Source organism: Stenotrophomonas geniculata ATCC 19374 = JCM 13324, from assembly GCF_001431625.1.
Taxonomy (GTDB): Bacteria; Pseudomonadota; Gammaproteobacteria; order Xanthomonadales; family Xanthomonadaceae; genus Stenotrophomonas; species Stenotrophomonas geniculata.
Map to the genome: position 1 here is coordinate 1 of NZ_LLXT01000056.1, position 2458 is coordinate 2458.

Annotated in this window: 3 protein-coding genes; all 3 read left to right on the top strand. The window is 63.8% G+C overall.

The annotated features are described in order from the left end of the window. Window positions 1-63 precede the first annotated feature (63 nt). Complete coding sequence (locus tag ARC63_RS03215) at window positions 64-360, top strand: hypothetical protein (RefSeq protein WP_057502498.1); 297 nt, start codon at window positions 64-66, stop codon at window positions 358-360. Further along, entirely contained in the window at window positions 357-1403 is a 1047-nt protein-coding gene (locus ARC63_RS03220) for a phage/plasmid replication protein, II/X family (RefSeq protein WP_057502499.1), read from the top strand. The genes ARC63_RS03215 and ARC63_RS03220 overlap by 4 nt, the downstream gene beginning before the upstream one ends. Window positions 1404-1484: 81 nt before the next feature. Next, window positions 1485-1775, top strand: a complete 291-nt coding sequence (locus ARC63_RS03225; protein WP_057502500.1) for a DUF3653 domain-containing protein — start codon at window positions 1485-1487, stop codon at window positions 1773-1775. Window positions 1776-2458 lie beyond the last annotated feature (683 nt).

Here is a 2458-nt window from a genome sequence, read left to right on the forward strand (position 1 = left end):
GATACCCACGCCGCGTCTCAGCAGTAGCTTGCAGTTCCACACTGTTACACCTATTCTCTGCACATGCCTACCCAGCTCACCCGCGTAAACCTGTCCCTTCCGCCCGAAGTCATCGACGTTCTGGACCGGTTGGGCAAGGTCACGGGCGCCGGTCGCGCCACGATCATTCGGGAATGGCTGATCGAGGGACAGCCGCTTTTCGCCGAGATGGCACGCGCCGCCGAGATGGCTTCCAGCCGCAACATCGACGCGCTGAAGGTCATCGGTGACGTTCTCCGGTCCGCTGGCCAGCAGGCCGAGCAGCTCGAACTGGACGTGCGTGCTACCCGCCGCGCCGCCATGCGGAAAAAGGTCAAATGATCGATTGGCTCTCCATCGTGGTGCCGTGCGCTCATCCCGCGCCCATCGATGCGGGAAAAGTGCTCTCCGTCGGCGCTTCGGGCGACGTCGAGTGGATGAGCTCAAAGCGGCAAACGGTGACGGGTTCGTTCTCCAGCGGTCTCACCGTCCGCACCGTGCAGCGCAGTGTTGACCCCTGCACGCACCTGGAGATCAGCGGCAACCCGGTGAAGTTCTTCCAGGGCCACAACCTGTGGGGAGCGGACGATGTTCCGGGCTTGGTGATGGCCACCATGGAGCACTTGGTCGGGGTTCTCTCTCTCGCCCCCACTGACCTCGATCGGCTGGCGTGGTCTGTAGGGGATGTGCAGATCACTCGCGTTGACGTCACCCAGTCGTTTCACCTGCAAAGCCGTGGAGAAGTTCTGGCGTGGCTTCGCGCCGCCGAGCAGACCGCCCACTTGTCGCACCGTGGCCGCGGCCAGCTGGTCAAGGGTTCGACCCTGTATTTCGGTCAGCACAGCCGCCGCTGGTCGCTCAAGCTCTACAGCAAGGGTCAGGAGATTCACGCCCGTGGCCATGGCCAAGATGCCATCCTCAACCTGCCCCACGCGGTCGCGTGGGCTGACCGCACACTGCGCGCCGAGCTGACCATCCGCAGCATGGAGTTGAAGCGCATGGCCCTCGATCAGGTGGCCGCTTGGAAAGACGTGGACGGTGTACCATTTGACGCCTCGGTGTTACTCCGAGACCGACTGGGAAGCATGACCATGACCACCGCACGCACATTGCCGGAAGACGTCATCGCGTCGCTCACCACGGGCCAGCACAACGCGTATCTGGCTTGGGCAGCAGGCAACGATTTGCGCGAGACGATGAGCCGTCCGAGCTTCTACCGGTTGCGCTCGAAATTGCTTCCGCACGGCGTTGATATCGCCACGCTGATGCCGAAGGAAGTCTCCAACGTGGTGCCCCTCTATCGCGTCTTGGAGGCCGTCCCTGTGTCGGTCCCTGATTGGGCTGTCGGCACACCTCTCTATTTCGAGCCACGACGCGTCGCTTAGCCGCTGCGCCCCTGCGAAGCGGGGGGTGCTGCGGTTGACGCGTCATCCCCGGAGTTACACCGAATCGCGTAATCTGCGGCCATGACGAAGCCGCGCACGTTCGATGGAAAGAGCATGACTGGAACCGGCCCGTGGGCTGGTTTTTCGTTTGTGAATGGCAACTTGGTGACGCCGGAGAATCACGTCATCGAGCCCCACCAGCTGACATGGCTCTCGCTCACTTGCGAGATAGCTCGGGAGTTCCGTCGCATGATGGATGACGAGCGTCTGGCCGTTGCCGAGGCACGGCCCATCGAACCCGTCACCGACATCCGCAGCCGCCTTCGGCATCGTCGCCGTCTTCGTGCAGCAGCCGCCATCAAGAGGCCGTAGCTGCGGGGGCGGACAGCAAGGCGGACTGTCCGCCGTGGCCGACGCCGTGGCTATGGCCACCATCGCGACTGGAACATAAAGGGCGCATCGCACAGCGCGCTGTTTTCGGGCTGAAAGCCCTGCCCTGCCTCGTTTCGTAACGCATCACGCAATCGACCTGGTGCATCGCATTTGGGATGCGCTCGCGGGTGTGGGCGCAGCCCACGGATAACAGGGTTAGATCTGCCCGTGTCGTCGCCCCGTCCCGCGTTCGACCGAGCTCACGCACACGCCATCCCCACCGCGCGCCGCTGACCGCCGCTTCAAGCGCGCAGGGCGCGTAACGGAGCGGAAGCGACGGTATGAGCCATGCGCGCCACCGCCGGTCGTCGCCGCCCGCTGGGATGCCGTGGAGACGGCGCAGGGAGCCAGCCGGGCCGGGCTGATGTGCGGTGCTAGTGATACCGCACATTTGTCTCAGCGTGATACCCGAGCCGCGTCTCGGGAGTGGCTTGCAGTTCCACACTGTTACACCTATTATCTGCACATGCCTACCCAGCTCACCCGCGTAAACCTGTCCCTTCCGCCCGAAGGCATCGACGTTCTGGACCGGTTGGGCAAGGTCAAGGGCGCCGGTCGCGCCACGATCATTCGGGAATGGCTGATCGAGGGACAGCCGCTTTTCGACGAGATGGCACGCGCCG